This window comes from Pseudomonas sp. ABa2 (genome assembly GCF_056676075.1).
Genome location: NZ_CM155239.1, coordinates 1436737 through 1453147 on the forward strand (window position 1 = coordinate 1436737; position 16411 = coordinate 1453147).

A 16411-nucleotide genomic window follows, 5' to 3' on the forward strand; every position below is an offset into this window, starting at 1 on the left:
GGTGCGCGCGGCGCACCCTACCCAAGCCTGCCTGCGATCGACCCTGGCGGCGCCGTGCGCACCCGCAATATCGCCGTCAGCGTGGGTAGAGCGGCGGCAGCGCGCTGCTTTCCTGCGTGGCGGCGCTCGGTTGCTGGGCGGCCGGCAGGTTGCGGATCGCCTTCCACAATTCCTCGCCCTGCCACTGCTGGCCGGTTTCGCTGTACAGCGCGCCGTTGAGGCCGTCGAGGGCGTCGGACAGCGGCACGTAGCGCGCCGCCATATCGGCCAGGGTTTCCGGCTGCTGGCGCGCCCAGGCGTCGAGGGCGTGGCGGGTGGTCTGGGCATCGCCGGCCAGGCAAGCGCGCTTGAGGTCGTCGAGCAGGGTGCGCGGGCTCGGGCCGCTTTGCGCGGCGCGCTGGATCGCCGGCTGGCGCCGGGCGTGCCACCACAGGCCGAAACCGAGCAGGCTGGTGCCGGCGAGCAGGGCGCAGGCCAGCTGCCAGGGCCACAGCGGCGGGCCTTCGAGCACCTGTGTGGTCACCACGCTGGGGCTGGCCGGCTCGTCGCTGTGCAACTGCGGGTTTTCCGCCACCTGCAGGGTGCGCGCGGGCAGGGCGGTGCGTTCCAGGCTGTCGGTCTGGGTGTTCCACCATAGCACCTCCAGCGCCGGCAGCTCGAAGCTGCCGCTGCGGCTCGGCACCAGCGCCTCGCGGTCTTCGCGACTGCCGATGATGCCGGTTTCGCTGCGCTGGTCGCTGAGCTGCGGCTGATCCGGATAACGGCGCAGGCCGTCGACCTGGGTGGCGGGCAACGGCGGCAGCTGGGCGCTGGACAGGCCATCGACCTTGAGGATCAGGCGGCGGGTCAGCGACTCGCCGACCCGGCTCTGTCCCGGCTGCGGGTTCCAGGTTTCCGCCAGGCCCAGGGCGCGTGCCGGCAGCCAGGGGGCGTCGGCCGGGTACTCGGCCGGCTTGGCTTTGACCTGCAGCGGGATGTCCGGCGATTTGACCCGCGACACCTTGCCGGCGCGCGGGCCGAAGGGCAGGAAGTCGTCGCCGCGCGAGCGGTCGACCAGGGTGGCGCTGAACACCTGGCCGGGGATGCTCAGCTCGCCGCTGCGCTGCGGGTAGATGGCGTACTGCAGCTCGATCACGCCGTGGCGCACGCCGCCGATGGTCTTCTCGTAGGTGCGCGGCTCGCCCAGTTGCTCGATGCGCGCATCCTGCATCTGCAGTGGGGTCAGGCTGCTGTCGTCGTACATCGACACCGAGTGGTAGATGCGCAGGGTCAGCACGGCCTGGGCCTGCACGTAGACGCTGTCCTGATCCAGGCTGGCGTCGATGAACACCGGCGCCAGCTTCTCGCCGTTGCCCGGCTCGCCGGTCGCCTGCACCTGCAGGGTGATGGGCAGGGTTTCGGCATCTTCCAGGCGGATCGGCGGGATCACCACCTCGCCGCTGTGTTTGGGTTGCAGGGTGAGGATCCAGCGTGTGGCGGCGCGCGGCGTGTCGCCGAGGTTGCTCAGGCGGTTGACCTGGCGACTGCCGAGGATTTCGAAGTGCTCGTCCAGCGGGCTCAGGTCCGGCCGGCCGAAACGGGTCGGGTCGGTGGACTCGAGGGTCAGTACCACGGTCTCGCCTTCGTTCAGGCGGGTGCGGTCGACGCTGGCGAAGAAGGCCTCGGCGCTGGCCTGGCCGGCCAGCAGGAGAAGGAGCAGCGTGGCTAGACGCTTCATCGGGAGGGTTCCTGACGCTGTTGCTGTTCGTACCAGAATTTTCGCCGCAACAGCTCGGCCGGGTCGTCCGGAATCTGTCGCAGCCATTGTTCCAGCGCTTGCTGGCGCTCGTCGGCCGAGCCCAGCTGTTCTTCCGCCAGCGGGCCTTCGGCGGTGCCGGTATCCGCCGCTGCTTCGTCGCCCGGCGCTGTCGAGGCGGCGTTGTCGTCACTCTCGCCCGGCTGCGGCTCGCCGTTGTCGCCCGCTTCGTCCGGGCGGTTCGCTTGCGCCGGTTGGCTCGGCGGCGGCTCGGCAGCCTGGCCGGCCGAGGCTTCGTTGGGCTCGCCGCTGTCCGCCTCCTGGCTCGGCGGTGGCGCTTGCGCGTTGTCGCCGGACTGCTGCTGCGCCTGGCGCTGGCGCAGCGCCTCCTCGACCAGAGCCTTGTTGTGCTGCGCCGCGCTCAGCTCGGGCTGGCGCTCCAACGCCTGCTCGTAGGCGTCCAGCGCCGCCTCCAGTTCGCCGCCCTTGGCCAGGGCGTTGCCGCGGTTGTAGTGGTCGGCGGCGCCGTCGCCCTGGGCGAAGCGTTCGGCGGCGGCGGCGTAGTCGCCGGCCTCGTACAGCGCCTTGCCCTGCCACTGCAGATCGGCGAAGCGTTGTGCCGCCTCGGCCGGGCGCTGCGCCTGGAGCAGGCGCTGGCCCTGCTGGTCCGGGCGCAGCCACAGGTCGTCGAACGTCACGGCCTGGCTGGTCTGCGGCGGCAGCATCAGCAGCAGGGGCAGACAGAACAGCCAGCCGCGCCGCCCGGCGCAGGCGGCCAGCAGCAGCAGCGGCAGCAGCAGCCAGTAGCCCTGGTCGATCCGCGCCTCGAGCTGGGTCGGCTCGCCGGCGGCACGCAGCGCCTGCGGGCCATCGAGCAGGCCGAGGCGGCGCAGGTCGTCGTCGTCGAGGCGGGCCTGGGCGTAGCGGCCGCCGTGGGCCTCGGCGACCTCGCGCAGGCCGGGCGCGTCCAGGCGCGGGATGAGGATGGCGCCGCGCTCGTCCTTGAGGAAGCTGCCGTCCTCCTGCACCACCGGCGCGCCTTCGCGGCTGCCGATGCCGAGGATCAGCAGCGGCGTGGCACGGCGTTCCAGCGCCTGGCGGATGCCGCTGCGTTCCTGCTCGTCGAGGGCACTGGTGATCAGCAGCAGGCGGCCCTGGCCCAGTTGCGCCTGCTCGAGCAACTGCAGGCCGCGCGCCACGGCCAGGTCGGCGCGCCGGCCCGGTTCGGGCATCAGCGAGGGCTTGAGCGCTTCGAGCAGGTTGCGGCTGGTGGCCAGGTCGTCGGACAGCGGCACCAGGCTGTGCGCGCTGCCGGCGTAGACGATGATCGCGGTCTGCGCGTCGCGCCGGGCTTCGAGCAGGTCGAGCAGCTTGCGCCGGGCCTGTTCCAGGCGGTTCGGCGGGCCGTCCGCGGCGAGCATCTGCGGCGTCAGTTCGAGCAGCACCAGCAGCGGGTCGGCCGGTTTCTGGTTGCTCTGCTCGACGCGCTGCCAGCTCGGCCCGAGCAGCGCCAGCACGGCCAGCAGCCAGGCCAGGCCGAGGGCCAGCCAGGGCAGCCGGCTGCCACGGCCGTTGCCGCCCGCCAGCAGCGTCTGATGAAAGGCGGCCGGCAGCAGCAGTTGCCAGCGTCCGCTCTGCCGCTCGCGGTGCCACAGGCGCCACAGCAGCCAGACCAGCAGCGGCACCAGCAGCAGCCACAGCGGGCGCAGCCATTGCGGCCAGAGCAGGCTCATGCGCGCCTCCGCAGGCGTTGCGGCAGGTCCGGCCAGAGCGTGCGGCTGGCCAGCAGCAGGCTGCCGAGCAGTGCCAGGGCCAACGGCCAGGCATACAGCGCCCGGGCCGGGCGGGCCAGGGTGGGTTGCTGGGCGACCGGTTCGAGGCGGTCCAGGGTCAGCTCGATCTGGCTCAGCTCGGCCTGGCTGCGCGCGCGGAAGTATTCGCCACCGGTGGCGTCGGCGATGGCGCGCAGGCTGGTTTCGTCCAGGTCGAGGGTGCTGAAGCCGAGCGCACCGAGCACGCCGCTTTGCTGCGGATCGGCGCCGATGCCGATGGTGTAGATGCGCACGCCTTCCTCGGCGGCCAGTTGCGCGGCGGTCAGCGGTTCGATCTCGCCGCCGTTGTTGGCGCCGTCGGTGATCAGCACCAGCACGCGGCTCTGCGCCGGGCGCTGGCGCAGGCGCTTGACGGCCAGGCCGATGGCGTCGCCGATGGCGGTGTTCTTGCCGGCGATGCCGATCAGCGCCTCGTCCAGCCAGGTGCGCACCGTGTGGCGGTCGAAGGTCAGCGGCGCCTGCAGGTAGGCCTGGCTGCCGAACAGGATCAGGCCGACCCGATCACCGCGGCGGTCCTCGATGAAGTCGCCGAGCAGGCGCTTGACCAGTTCCAGGCGGCTGATCGGCTCGTCGTCCCAGAGCATGTCGGCGTAATCCATGGAGCCGGAGACATCCACCGCCAGCAGCAGATCGCGGCCGCTGGCCGGCAGCGGCAGCGGCTCGCCGACCCATTGCGGGCGGGCCGCGGCGCACAGCAGCAGGAGCCAGAGCAGGGCCAGCGGCGCCTGCTGGCGCCAGCTCGGCAGGCCGGCGCGGGCGCGGCGGCCGCTGAGCGCCTGCAGCTCGTCGAGAAAGGTCACGCGCAGCGCCGCGTCGCCGCTGTCGGCGGCCGGCAGCAGCCGGCGCAGCAGCCAGGGCAATGGGGCGAGGGCGAAGACCCAGGGCCAGGCGAACTCAAACATGCTTGCGAATCCAGGTGGCGACGGCCTGCTCGAGCTCGTCGATGGCCTTGTCGCTGAGCGTGCACTGCGGCTTGTAGGCGCCCTCGACCAGCACCATCCAGCGGGTCAGGCCGGCGGCCGGGCAGCGGTTGTCGAGGAAGGCCAGCCAGGCGCGACTGCTCAGCACGTGGCTGTGGCTGTCCGGATAGCGTTCGCGGCACAGGCGCTTGAGCAGGGCGTTGAGCTGCTGCAGCCAGGGCCCGGCCGGGGCGCCGTCGTAGGGTTTGCGCAGTTGCGCCAGCTCCGCCAGGGCGGCCTGGCGCAGCGGCTCCAGCGGCGCCTCGGCGCGCACCTGGCGGCGGCGGACGCGCCAGCGCCGCAGCAGGCGCCACAGGCCCCAGCCGGCCAGCGGCAGCAGCACGGCCAGCAGCCACCAGCCGGGTGCCGGCGGCCACCAGGGCACCGGTGGCGGGTCGATCAAGGGCTGCAGCTGGTCGAGCGGATTCATGGCGCCTTCCTCGGGCGCAGGGCGCTGAGCAGTTCCTGCAGCTGTTCGATCAGCTCGACCTGGGTGCTCAGCGGCAGCAGCGGCACGCCGAGCTTCTGCGCCAGGCGTTGCCAGCGCGCCTCGCGGGCCTGCGCCTGGGCGCGATAGGCCTGGCGCAGGTCGCCGTTATGGGTGTCGAGCTCCAGCTGCGCGCCGCCCTGGGTGAAGCGCAGCAGGCCGGCGGCCGGCAGGGCGTGGTCGAGCGGGTCGGACAGCGGCAGCAGCAGCAGGTCGGTGTGGCGGGCGAGCAGGGTCAGCTGCTGCTCGGCGTTGTCGTTCAGCGCGCGCTCGTCGCACAGCACTATGACCAGGCTGCCGGGGCGCAGCACCTCGCGGGCGCGGCGCAGGGCCAGGCCGAGCGTGTCGCGCGCGGCGCCGGGCGGAGCGTCGGGGCCCAGCGCCTGGTTGGCGCGGGCCAGCAGGTTGAGCAGTTGCAGCAGGCTCTGCTTGCTGCGCCGCGGCTTGACCTCGTGGTGCTCGGTGTCGGCGAACACCAGGCCGCCGATGCGGTCGTTGTGCGCCAGCGCGGCCCAGCCGACCAGCGCCGCGGCGCGGGCGGCGAGCACCGACTTGAAGCACTGCCCGGAGCCGAAGAACAGCCGCTGGCTCTGTTCGGCGAGGATGAAGATGGGCCGCTCGCGCTCCTCGTGGAACAGCTTGGTGTGCGGTTCCTGGGTGCGCGCGGTGACGCGCCAGTCGATGTTGCGCACGTCGTCGCCGGCCTGGTAGACGCGCACCTGGTCGAAGTCGACGCCGCGCCCGCGCAGCTTGGAGTGGTGCAGGCCGATCAGCGGGCTGCGCCGCGCCGGGGTGGAGAACAGCGGCACCTCATGCACGCGATGGCGCATCTCGATCAGCTCGGCGAGATCGAGGTGGATGGCATTGGCGCCGGCGGGGCTGGACATGGTCTAGGGGGCGTTCCCGGATTGCATCCGGGTTGCGGCAGTGCGGCCAGGGATGCGCATTCAGGCCACCGCCACCACGTCGAGGATGCGCTGGATCACCCGGTCCTGGTCGATGCCCGAGGCCTCGGCCTCGAACGACAGGATGATGCGGTGGCGCAGCACGTCGAACAGCATCGCCTGGATGTCCTCGGGGCTGACGAAGTCGCGCCCGGCCAGCCAGGCGTGGGCGCGTGCGCAACGGTCCAGGGCGATGGAGCCGCGCGGGCTGGCGCCGTAGGCGATCCACTCGGCCAGCTCGGGGTCGAATTTGGCCGGGGTGCGGCTGGCCATCACCAGTTGCACCAGGTATTCCTCCACCGCGTCGGCCATGTACAGGCCGAGGATCTCCTTGCGTGCGGCGAACACCGCCTGCTGGCTGAGCCGGTGCTCCGGCTTGGTCTCGCCGTGCAGCGCCTCGCCGCGGGCCTGGGCGAGGATCTTGCGCTCCACCGCGGCGTCGGGAAAACCGATCTTCACGTGCATCAAAAAGCGGTCGAGCTGAGCTTCGGGCAGTGGGTAGGTGCCTTCCTGCTCGATGGGGTTCTGCGTCGCCATCACCAGAAACAGCGGCGACAGGTCGTAGGTCGAGCGGCCCACCGAGACCTGGCGCTCGGCCATGGCCTCGAGCAGCGCCGACTGCACCTTGGCCGGGGCGCGGTTGATCTCGTCGGCCAGCACCAGGTTGTGGAAGATCGGCCCCTGCTGGAACACGAAGCTGCCGGTTTCCGGGCGGTAGATCTCGGTGCCGGTGATGTCCGCCGGCAGCAGGTCGGGGGTGAACTGGATGCGGTGGAACTCGCCCTCGATGCCTTCGGCCAGCTCCTTGATCGCCTTGGTCTTGGCCAGCCCGGGGGCGCCCTCGACCAGCAGGTGGCCGTCGGCGAGCAGGGCGATCAGCAGCCGTTCGATGAGTTTTTCCTGGCCGAGGATCTGGGTTGAAAGAAAATGTCGCAGCGCGACAAGCGCCTCACGGTGTTCCATCGTTAAGCTCATCCGGCGAGAGTGACCGGCGAGTCGAAGACTTCGCCGGGGTTCTGGGACCGCCACTTTAATGCAATCGCGGTCACCTAGACTAACGTTGATCCATAACCTTGTGGCGACGGTCACCCCCACCTCTTCACGCCCCCAGTCGAAAATGGAGCACAACCATGGCGTTCTTTACGGCGGCCAGCAAAGCCGACTTCCAGCATCAACTGCAAGCGGCGCTGGCGCAGCACGTGAGCGAGCAGGCGCTGCCACAAGTGGCGCTGTTCGCCGAACAATTCTTCGGCATCATCGCCCTCGAGGAGCTGACCCAGCGGCGCCTGTCCGACCTGGTCGGCTGCACCCTGTCGGCCTGGCGCATGCTGGAGCGTTTCGATCACGGCAAACCGCAGGTACGTGCGTTCAACCCCGACTACGAGAAGCACGGCTGGCAGTCGACCCACACCGCGGTGGAGATCCTGCATGGCGATATCCCGTTCCTGGTCGACTCGGTGCGCATGGAACTGAACCGTCGCGGTTACAGCATCCACACCCTGCAGAACAGCGTGTTCAGCGTGCGCCGCGACAAGAACGGCGAGCTGCTGGAGATCCTGCCCAAGGGCAGCCAGGGCGAGGGCGTGCTGCAGGAAGCGCTGATGTTCCTGGAGATCGACCGCTGCGCCAGCGCCGGCGAGCTGAAGACCCTGGAGAAGGCCATTCACGAGGTGTTCGGCGACGTGCGCATGAGCGTCGCCGACTTCCAGCCGATGAAGGCCAAGGCCCGCGAGCTGCTGGCCTGGCTCGACCGCGCCAAGCTCAAGGTGGACAAGGCCGAGCTGGACGAGATCAAGGTGTTCCTCGGCTGGCTGCTGGACAACCACTTCACCTTCCTCGGCTACGAGGAGTTCACCGTGACGCCGAGCGCCGACGGCGGCACCCTGGTCTACGACGAGAAATCCCTGCTCGGCCTGTCCAAGCGCCTGCGCAGCGGGCTCAAGGCCGAGGAACTGCACATCGAGCCGGAAGCGGTGGCCTACCTGCGCGAGCCGCAGCTGCTGTCGTTTGCCAAGGCCGCCGTGCCCAGCCGCGTGCACCGCCCGGCCTACCCGGACTTCGTCTCGATCCGCGAGCTGGACGCCAAGGGCAACGTGGTCAAGGAATGCCGCTTCATGGGCCTGTACACCTCGGCGGTGTACGCCGAGAGCGTGTGGAACATCCCCTATATTCGCCGCAAGGTGGACGTGATCAAGCAGCGCTCCGGCTTCGACAGCAGCGCCCACCTGGGCAAGGAGCTGGCCCAGGTGCTGGAAGTGCTGCCGCGCGACGACCTGTTCCAGACCCCGGTGGACGACCTGTTCGCCACCGCCCTGGCCATCGTGCAGATCCAGGAGCGCAACAAGATTCGCGTGTTCCTGCGCCGCGACCCCTACGGCCGTTTCTGCTACTGCCTGGCCTATGTGCCGCGCGACGTCTACTCCACCGAAACCCGGATGAAGATCCAGCAGGTGCTGATGGAGCGCCTGCAGGCCACCGATTGCGAGTTCTGGACCTTCTTCTCCGAGTCGGTGCTGGCGCGGGTGCAGTTCATCCTGCGTGTCGACCCGAAGAACAAGGTGCAGATCGACCCCGTGCGTCTGGAGAAGGAAGTCATCCAGGCCTGCCGCTCGTGGAAGGACGACTACGTCAGTCTGATGGTGGAAAGCCTCGGCGAGGCCCAGGGCACCAACGTCCTGGCCGAGTTCCCCGGCGGCTTCCCGGCCGGCTACCGCGAGCGTTTCGCCCCGCACTCGGCGGTGGTCGACATGCAGCACCTGCTCAGCCTGAGCAACGACAAACCGCTGGTGATGAGCTTCTACCAGCCGCTGGCGCAGGGCGACCAGCAGCTGCACTGCAAGCTGTACCACGCCGACACGCCGCTGCCGCTGTCGGACGTCCTGCCGATCCTGGAGAACCTCGGCCTGCGCGTGCTCGGCGAGTTCCCCTACAAGCTGCGCCGCGTCGACGGCCGCGAGTTCTGGATCCACGACTTCGCCTTCACCTACGCCGAAGGCCTCAACGTCGACATCCAGCAGCTCAACGACACCCTGCAGGACGCCTTTATCCATATCGTCGGCGGCGATGCCGAGAACGACGCCTTCAACCGCCTGGTGCTGACCGCCGCCATGCCCTGGCGCGACGTCGCCCTGCTGCGCGCCTACGCGCGCTACCTCAAGCAGATCCGCCTGGGCTTCGACCTGAGCTACATCGCTGCCACCCTGGTCAACCACGCCGATATCGCCAAGGAGCTGGTGCGCCTGTTCCGCACCCGCTTCTACCTGGCGCGCAAGCTCGCCGCCGAGGACCTGGAAGACAAGCAGCAGAAACTCGAGCAGGCCATCCTCGCCGCCCTGGACAACGTCGCGGTGCTCAACGAAGACCGCATCCTGCGGCGCTACCTGGACCTGATCAAGGCCACCCTGCGCACCAACTTCTACCAGGCCGATGCCAGCGGCGCGGCGAAGAGCTATTTCAGCTTCAAGCTCAACCCGCGAGCGATTCCGGAGATTCCGCGGCCGACGCCGAAGTTCGAGATCTTCGTCTACAGCCCGCGCGTCGAGGGCGTGCACCTGCGCTTCGGCGACGTCGCCCGCGGCGGCCTGCGCTGGTCGGACCGCGAGGAGGACTTCCGCACCGAGGTGCTCGGCCTGGTCAAGGCGCAGCAGGTGAAGAACGCGGTGATCGTGCCGATGGGCGCCAAGGGCGGCTTCGTGCCGCGCAAGATGCCGGTCGGCGGTAGCCGCGACGAGGTAATGGCCGAGGGCATCGCCTGCTACCGCATCTTCATCAGCGGCCTGCTCGACATCACCGACAACCTCAAGGACGGCGCCGTGGTGCCGCCGGTGAGCGTGGTGCGCCACGACGCCGACGACCCCTACCTGGTGGTGGCGGCCGACAAGGGCACCGCGACCTTCTCCGATATCGCCAACGGGATTGCGGCGGAATATGGTTTCTGGCTGGGCGACGCCTTCGCCTCCGGCGGCTCGGCCGGTTACGACCACAAGGGCATGGGCATCACCGCCAAGGGCGGCTGGGTCAGCGTGCAGCGCCACTTCCGCGAGCGCGGCATCGACGTGCAGAAGGACAACGTCACGGTGATCGGCATCGGTGACATGGCCGGCGACGTGTTCGGCAACGGCATGCTGCTGTCGGACAAACTGCAGCTGGTGGCCGCCTTCAACCACCTGCACATCTTCATCGACCCCAATCCGGACGCGGCCAAGAGCTTCGCCGAACGCAAGCGCCTGTTCGATCTGCCGCGCTCGAGCTGGGCCGACTACGACGCGGGGCTGATCTCCGAGGGCGGCGGCATCTTCCTGCGCAGCGCCAAGAGCATCGCCATCAGCCCGCAGATGAAGGCGCGCTTCGATATCGCCGCCGACAAGCTGGCGCCGACCGAGCTGCTCAATGCGCTGCTCAAGGCGCCGGTCGACCTGCTGTGGAACGGCGGCATCGGCACCTATGTGAAATCCAGCAAGGAAAGCCACGCCGACGTCGGCGACAAGGCCAACGACGCCCTGCGCGTGGATGGCTGTGAGCTGCGCGCCAAGGTGGTGGGCGAGGGCGGCAACCTGGGCATGACTCAGTTGGGGCGCGTGGAATACGGTCTCAATGGGGGAGCGAGCAACACCGACTTTATCGACAACGCCGGCGGTGTGGACTGCTCCGACCACGAGGTCAATATCAAGATCCTGCTCGGCGAAATCGTCTCCGCCGGCGATATGACCGAGAAGCAGCGCAACAAGCTGCTGGTGGAGATGACCGACGACGTCTCCGAGCTGGTGTTGGGCAACAACTACAAGCAGACCCAGGCGCTGTCGCTGGCCGAGCGCCGCGCCCGCGAGCGGGTCGGCGAGTACAAGCGCCTGATGAACGCCCTGGAGGGCGCCGGCAAGCTGGACCGGGCGCTGGAGTTCCTGCCCAGCGACGAAACGCTCAACGAGCGCGCCGCCAACGGCCAGGGCCTGACCCGGCCGGAGCTGTCGGTGCTGATCTCCTACAGCAAGATCGACCTCAAGGAATCGCTGCTCAAGTCCCTGGTGCCGGACGACGACTACCTGGCGCGCGAGATGGAGACCGCCTTCCCGGCGGTGCTCAGCGCGAAGTTCGGCGACGCCATGCGCCGCCATCGCCTCAAGCGCGAGATCGTCAGCACGCAGATCGCCAACGACCTGGTCAACCATATGGGCATCACCTTCGTGCAGCGCCTGAAGGAGTCCACCGGCATGAGCGCGGCCAACGTCGCCGGCGCCTATGTGATCGTCCGCGACCTGTTCCGCCTGCCGTACTGGTGGGCGCAGATCGAGGCGCTGGACTACAAGGTGCCGGCCGAGCTGCAGCTGCAGCTGATGGACGAGCTGATGCGTCTGGGCCGCCGCGCCACCCGCTGGTTCCTGCGTAGCCGACGCAACGAGCTGGACGCCGCGCGCGACGTGGCGCATTTTGCACCGCGTATCGAAGCGCTGGTCGGCCGTCTGGACGAACTGCTCGAGGGCCCGGCCCGCGAGCAGTGGCTGGCGCGCTACCAGAGCTTCGTCGAAGCCGGCACGCCGGAGGAGCTGGCCCGCGTGGTGGCCGGCACCAGTCACCTGTACACCCTGCTGCCGATCATCGAAGCGGCGGACGTCACCGGCAAGGACGCCAGCGAGGTGGCCACCGCCTACTTCGCCGTCGGCGGCGCGCTGGAGCTGTCCTGGTACCTGCAGCAGATCACCGGCCTGCCGGTGGAAAACAACTGGCAGGCGCTGGCCCGCGAAGCCTTCCGCGACGACCTCGACTGGCAGCAGCGTGCGATCACCGTGTCGGTGCTGCAGATGGCCGACGGCCCGCAGGAGATCGAGGCGCGGGTGGCGCTGTGGCTGGAGCAGCACCACCGCCTGGTCGAGCGCTGGAAGCTGATGCTGGCCGAGCTGCGCGCGGCCACCGGCACTGACTATGCCATGTACGCGGTGGCCAACCGCGAGCTGATGGACCTGGCGCAGAGCGCCTGATCCATCCGCTGAAATGAACAAGCCCCGCCCAGTGCGGGGCTTGTTCATTCAGGTGGTGCGGTATTCATGAGCTTTGCGTAGCCTGGGTTGAGCGCAGCGATACCCGGGATAGGGCGCTTTACATGACGTGTAGCGTCGTAGGGTGGATCACGCTTCACCGATCCACCATCACGCCGCCCCGGTGGATGAAAAAGCGTCATCCACCCTACGCAGGGGAGTGCGATCAGCGCAGCATCTGCTCCACCAGGCGCTTTTCCTCGGCCAGCTCGCGCTGACGGGCGTCGATGCGCGAGGCCAGCTGGAAGTTGCCGCTGGCGCGGCGCTTGGCGAAGTCGAGCTGCTCGATGGCCTGGTTGTAGTCGCCGACCAGGGCGAAGAACTCGGCGCGGGCCTGATGCAGGCCGATGGTGTTGCCGCTCAGGCCGCGCACCTCGGCGACCTGGTACCAGACGTCCGGGTCCTTGGCGCGGTTCTTCAGCAACTCGTCCAGCGCCCGTTCGGCCTCGCGGGTGCGCTGCTGCTTGAGCAACAGGTCGATATGCGCCTGCTGCAGCGGGTAGTTGCTGGGATACAGCGCGAACATGCGCTCCTGGCGCCGTTGTGCGGCGTCCAGGCGGTTCGCGGCCATGTCCAGCTCGATCTGCGCCAGGTTGTAGACGATATCCTCCGGCGCCTTGCTCAGCAGGGGCGCCAGGGTCTGCCCGGCTTCGCCGAGCTGGCCGGTTTTCATCTGCGCCAATGCCAGGCCGTAACGCGCGGCGTCGAGGCCGGGGTTCTCGTCGAGCATGGCGCGAAAACGCTTGGCCGCCACCCCCGGGGTTTCCTCGTAGGTCAGCTGCACGCGGGCGCGCATCAGCTGGTAGCGCAGGCTGTCTTCGCGGCCCTGGGCCGGGTACTGCTCGGCGCGGTTGCGGGTATCGGCGATACGCGATTCGGACACCGGGTGGGTGAGCAGGAATTCCGGCGGCTTGGCGTCGTAGCGGTACTGGCGCATCAGCCGCTCGAACATCAGCGGCATGGCGCGCGGGTCGTAGCCGGCCTTTTCCAGGTTGAGCAGGCCGATACGGTCGGCCTCCTGTTCGTTCTGCCGGGAGAAGCGGCGCTGCTCCTGAATCGCCGCTGCCTGGGTCGACATGATCGCCGCCATGCCGGCATCACCGGCACCGGCCGCCGCCGCGACTATGCCGGCGAGCATGGCCGCCATCACCGGCAGCTGCATGCGTTGCTGGGCCTCGACGCCGCGGGCGAAGTGGCGTTGCGACAGGTGCGCCAGTTCGTGCGCCATCACCGAGGCGTATTCGGCTTCGGTCTGCGCGTAGAGGAACAGGCCGCCGTTGACCCCGATGATCCCGCCGGGCGCGGCGAAGGCGTTCAGCTGTGGGCTGTTGAGCAGCACGAACTCCAGGCGGCGATCCTGCAGCTGGCTGGTTTCCGACAGGCGATAGACGCTGGTCTCGACGAAGTCCTTGAGCTGCGGGTCGTCCAGCTGGGCCACCTGGCCGCGCAGCAGGCCCAGCCAGGCGCGGCCGAGCTGGTGTTCCTGCTGCGGCGAGACGATCGAGGAACTGGCGTCGCCCAGCGACGGCAGGTCACTGGCTCCGATCTGGCCGGCGAACAGGCAGGCGAGCGTCAACAGGGTAGGGCGCAGAAAAGTCATGCACTCAAGGCTCTCAGGCGGCAAAGGCGTTACTGTAGCCGGCCAGCTGCGGCGCTGGCCAGGGTTCTTCAGCCTTGGGTATCCTAGCCGCCTTTATGGAGTAGACGATGACAGACGTACCGGCCTTCGATGCCGAACTGGATGCCTGCGGGCTGAACTGCCCGCTGCCCTTGCTCAAGGCCAAGCTCGAGCTCAATCGCCTGGCCAGCGGCGCGGTGCTCAAGGTCAGTGCCACCGACGCCGGCTCGCAGCGCGATTTCCGCGCCTTCGCCAGCCTGGCCGGGCATGCCCTGCTGCACGAAGAGGTGGAGGGCGGGGTGTATCGCTACTGGCTGCGCAAGGCTTGAAACCGCTGTAGCGGCTTGAAACATATGCGCTGTCGCCGTTTGTTGGCCGTGCACGTCATTTTTCATGCGTCTGGCGTATGAGTGAGCCGGTATTGTCCCGGGGTAAGGAATTCTGATGGTCAAGGTTTTACGCGATTGGCTGCACCGCTACTTCTCCGACGAGCAAGCGGTGGTGCTGGCGGTGCTGTTGGTGCTCGGTTTCGCCGTGGTGCTGACCCTCGGCGGCATGCTCGCGCCGGTATTGACCGGCCTGGTACTGGCCTTCCTGATGCAGGGCCTGGTCAACGGCCTGGAGCGCCTGAGGGTGCCGCAGGTGCTCGCCGTGTGGTTGGTGTTCGCCCTGTTTCTGGGCGGCTTGACCATGTTCATGCTGGTGCTGATGCCGCTGCTCTGGCAGCAGCTGAGCACCCTGTTCAATGAACTGCCGCGGATGGCCGCGGAGTGGCAGTCGGTGTTCCTGCTGCTGCCGGAACGCTACCCGAACCTGATCACCGACGCGCAGATCGTTCAGCTGATCGACAGCATGCGCGGCGAGGCCGGCAAGTTCGGTCAGTGGGCGCTGTCGTTCTCCCTGTCCAGCCTGCCGATGCTGGTCAGCATCATGATCTACCTGGTGCTGGTGCCGATCCTGGTGTTCTTCTTCCTCAAGGACCGTGAGCAGATCGGCCAGTGGTTCCGTGGCTACCTGCCGCGCGAGCGTGCGCTGATCACCCAGGTGGCGCAGGAGATGAACCAGCAGATCGCCAACTACATCCGCGGCAAGTTCATCGAGATCATTATTGTCGGTGTGGTCAGCTATATCGCCTTCGCCTACCTGGGCCTCAACTATGCCGCGTTGCTGGCGCTGTTGGTCGGCCTGTCGGTGGTGGTGCCCTATATCGGCGCGGTGGTGGTGACGGTGCCGGTGGCGCTGATCGGCCTGTTCCAGTGGGGCTGGAGCGACCAGTTCCTCTACCTGATGGTGGTCTACGGCATCATCCAGGCGCTGGACGGCAACGTGCTGGTGCCGCTGCTGTTCTCCGAGGCGGTCAACCTGCACCCGGTGGCGATCATCTGCGCGGTGCTGCTGTTCGGCGGCCTGTGGGGCTTCTGGGGAGTGTTCTTCGCCATCCCGCTGGCGACCCTGTTCAAGGCGGTACTCAACGCCTGGCCGCGGATCGAGCCGGTGTCTGCCGAGTGAGAGACAAATGCACGGACGGAAAAAAGGCCGCAATTGCGGCCTTTTTCGATAGCGGTGAGGGTCAGGCCTTGTGCAGGGCCTCGGCTGCCGCCAGCACCTCGTCGACATGCCCGGCGACCTTGACGCTACGCCACTCCTGGCGCAACACGCCGTCTTTGTCGATGAGGAAGGTGCTGCGCACGATGCCCATGTATTCCTTGCCGTAGTTCTTCTTCAGCTGGTAGACGCCGAACTGCTCGCACAGCTGGTGGTCCGGGTCGCTGATCAGTTCGAAGGGGAACTCCTGCTTGCACTTGAAGCTTTCATGCTTCTTCAGGCTGTCCATCGACACGCCGAAGATCTGCGTATTGGCCGCCTGGAACTGGGCGAAGCGAGCGCGGAAGTCCAGGCCCTCGGTGGTGCAGCCCGGGGTCGCGTCCTTGGGGTAGAAATACAGCACGACCTGCTGCCCCTTGAGGTCGGACAGTTTCACCTGCTTGCCGCTGGTGGCCTCGGCCTGGAAGTCGGCGACGGCGTGGTCGATGGCGACGGTCATGGGAGCTCCTTGAGGTTGGCTGTCAGGGATTCTGCGGGCGCCAGGGTTCGATCAGCGCGTCCAGGTTGAGGGCGTCGGCGAAGTCGAGGAACTGGTCGCGCAGCCAGCTGATCTGGGTGCCGGCCGGCAGGGTCACGGTCAGTGTGGCGTTGAGCATGGTGCCGCCGGTCTGCGGTGCCTGGTAGGTGTCGCAGGTCAGGCTTTCCAGCTCGACGCGGTGGTCGATGAAGAACTGGCACAGCTCGTTGAGGATGTCCGGGCGGTATACCGAGCTGACGTAGGCGACGTAGGGCAGGGCCTGCGGGCGCGCCTCGGCGGCGGCGCTGCGGATCAGGTTGACCGAGAAGGCGTTTTTCTTCGCCAGCAGCGGCAGACTCGACTCCAGGCGCGCCAGCGCGTCCCAGCTGCCGGAGACCTGCAGCACCAGGGCACTGAACTCGCCGTGGCGGCTCAGGCGCGTGCTGACCACCGCGCAACGGTTCTCGTGGCAGGTGCGGCACAGCAGGTTGGTCAGCGCCATGGCGTCGGGGCCGAGGGCGCTGATGAGGAGAAATTGTTCGCGAACGAGGGGGGTGGACATGCAGCCTTCCTAAAGCGATGAACGGTCGGCGAGCGACAGCCGTCGACCAAAGGCAGCAGGTTAGCGAAAAGCACCGCCCAGGGGAATGCCGGCAAGCGCTTCCCGCGTGCGGCGAGACGGCCGTGCACGGCCTTGTCCGTTGCTTGTGCAGGACTGGTGGCGCCAGTACCATTACGGCTCAAT

12 protein-coding genes are annotated in these 16411 nt (G+C 68.3%); 3 read left to right on the plus strand and 9 right to left on the minus strand.

What is annotated here, in order from left to right; translation table 11 throughout:
* Window positions 1-76 precede the first annotated feature (76 nt).
* Genes AC1G9C_RS06895 through AC1G9C_RS06920 form a run of 6 tightly spaced genes read right to left on the minus strand, consistent with a single transcriptional unit; the run spans window position 77 to window position 6920 of the window.
* A complete protein-coding gene (locus AC1G9C_RS06895) occupies window positions 77-1717 on the minus strand; it encodes a BatD family protein (protein WP_480409785.1) in 1641 nt (546 codons plus the stop codon).
* Entirely contained in the window at window positions 1714-3468 is a 1755-nt protein-coding gene (locus AC1G9C_RS06900; protein ID WP_480409786.1) for a VWA domain-containing protein, read from the minus strand. Before AC1G9C_RS06900 ends, AC1G9C_RS06895 begins: the two co-directional genes overlap by 4 nt.
* Entirely contained in the window at window positions 3465-4469 is a 1005-nt protein-coding gene (locus tag AC1G9C_RS06905; RefSeq protein ID WP_480409787.1) for a vWA domain-containing protein, read from the minus strand. Before AC1G9C_RS06905 ends, AC1G9C_RS06900 begins: the two co-directional genes overlap by 4 nt.
* Window positions 4462-4956 carry a DUF4381 domain-containing protein gene (locus AC1G9C_RS06910; RefSeq protein WP_122107372.1) on the minus strand — a complete coding sequence of 165 codons (495 nt, stop codon included), beginning with the start codon at window positions 4954-4956 and terminating at the stop codon, window positions 4462-4464. Before AC1G9C_RS06910 ends, AC1G9C_RS06905 begins: the two co-directional genes overlap by 8 nt.
* Window positions 4953-5900 (minus strand): DUF58 domain-containing protein, encoded by a 948-nt coding sequence (locus AC1G9C_RS06915; protein WP_397496545.1) that lies wholly within the window; start codon window positions 5898-5900, stop codon window positions 4953-4955. The genes AC1G9C_RS06910 and AC1G9C_RS06915 overlap by 4 nt, the downstream gene beginning before the upstream one ends.
* A 60-nt stretch (window positions 5901-5960) precedes the next feature.
* The gene (locus tag AC1G9C_RS06920; RefSeq protein WP_122107370.1) at window positions 5961-6920 is read right to left on the minus strand and encodes an AAA family ATPase; all 960 of its coding nucleotides are present in this window, start codon (window positions 6918-6920) and stop codon (window positions 5961-5963) included.
* A 167-nt stretch (window positions 6921-7087) separates the two neighbouring features.
* On the opposite strand from AC1G9C_RS06920, the gene AC1G9C_RS06925 reads away from it, so the two are divergent.
* A complete protein-coding gene (locus AC1G9C_RS06925) occupies window positions 7088-11929 on the plus strand; it encodes an NAD-glutamate dehydrogenase (RefSeq protein WP_457789954.1) in 4842 nt (1613 codons plus the stop codon).
* 223 nt (window positions 11930-12152) lie between these two features.
* Here AC1G9C_RS06925 and AC1G9C_RS06930 read toward each other — a convergent pair whose 3' ends face one another.
* Window positions 12153-13586, minus strand: coding sequence for a M48 family metallopeptidase (locus AC1G9C_RS06930; protein ID WP_457789955.1), 1434 nt, complete (start codon window positions 13584-13586; stop codon window positions 12153-12155).
* A gap of 107 nt (window positions 13587-13693) precedes the next feature.
* On the opposite strand from AC1G9C_RS06930, the gene AC1G9C_RS06935 reads away from it, so the two are divergent.
* On the plus strand, window positions 13694-13933 hold the full coding sequence (locus AC1G9C_RS06935) for a sulfurtransferase TusA family protein (protein WP_021444960.1): 240 nt from the start codon (window positions 13694-13696) through the stop codon (window positions 13931-13933).
* Window positions 13934-14048: 115 nt separating this feature from the next.
* On the plus strand, window positions 14049-15113 hold the full coding sequence (locus AC1G9C_RS06940) for an AI-2E family transporter (protein ID WP_457789957.1): 1065 nt from the start codon (window positions 14049-14051) through the stop codon (window positions 15111-15113).
* Window positions 15114-15174: 61 nt separating this feature from the next.
* Here the strand turns inward: AC1G9C_RS06940 and AC1G9C_RS06945 are convergent, their stop codons facing one another.
* Window positions 15175-15648, minus strand: coding sequence for a peroxiredoxin (locus AC1G9C_RS06945; protein ID WP_480409788.1), 474 nt, complete (start codon window positions 15646-15648; stop codon window positions 15175-15177).
* A gap of 22 nt (window positions 15649-15670) precedes the next feature.
* Complete coding sequence (locus AC1G9C_RS06950) at window positions 15671-16228, minus strand: glycine cleavage system transcriptional repressor (RefSeq protein WP_021444963.1); 558 nt, start codon at window positions 16226-16228, stop codon at window positions 15671-15673.
* Window positions 16229-16411 lie beyond the last annotated feature (183 nt).